1 rRNA gene is annotated in these 365 nt (G+C 59.2%); it reads right to left on the bottom strand.

The window, feature by feature from the left end:
• Positions 1 to 365: ribosomal RNA gene (locus AABA78_RS39340) — 16S ribosomal RNA — on the bottom strand; the annotation flags it as partial.

Genomic DNA, 365 nt, shown 5'->3' on the forward strand with positions numbered 1-365 from the left:
GGTTCTTCGCTTTGCATCGAATTAAGCCACATGCTCCACCGCTTGTGCGGGCCCCCGTCAATTCCTTTGAGTTTCATTCTTGCGAACGTACTCCCCAGGCGGGATACTTAACGCGTTAGCTACAGCACTGCACGGGTCGATACGCACAGCGCCTAGTATCCATCGTTTACGGCTAGGACTACTGGGGTATCTAATCCCATTCGCTCCCCTAGCTTTCGTCTCTCAGTGTCAGTGTCGGCCCAGCAGCGTGCGCTCGCCGGTGGTGTTCTTTCCGTTCTCTGCGCGGTTCACCGCTCCACCGGAACGTCCCTCTCCAAGCCGGAGGCCCCGCGGGCTCAGGGAGGCGACGGCCCCTACAACTCCTT

This window comes from Corallococcus caeni, from assembly GCF_036245865.1.
In the GTDB taxonomy this organism is placed as follows: domain Bacteria; phylum Myxococcota; class Myxococcia; order Myxococcales; family Myxococcaceae; genus Corallococcus; species Corallococcus caeni.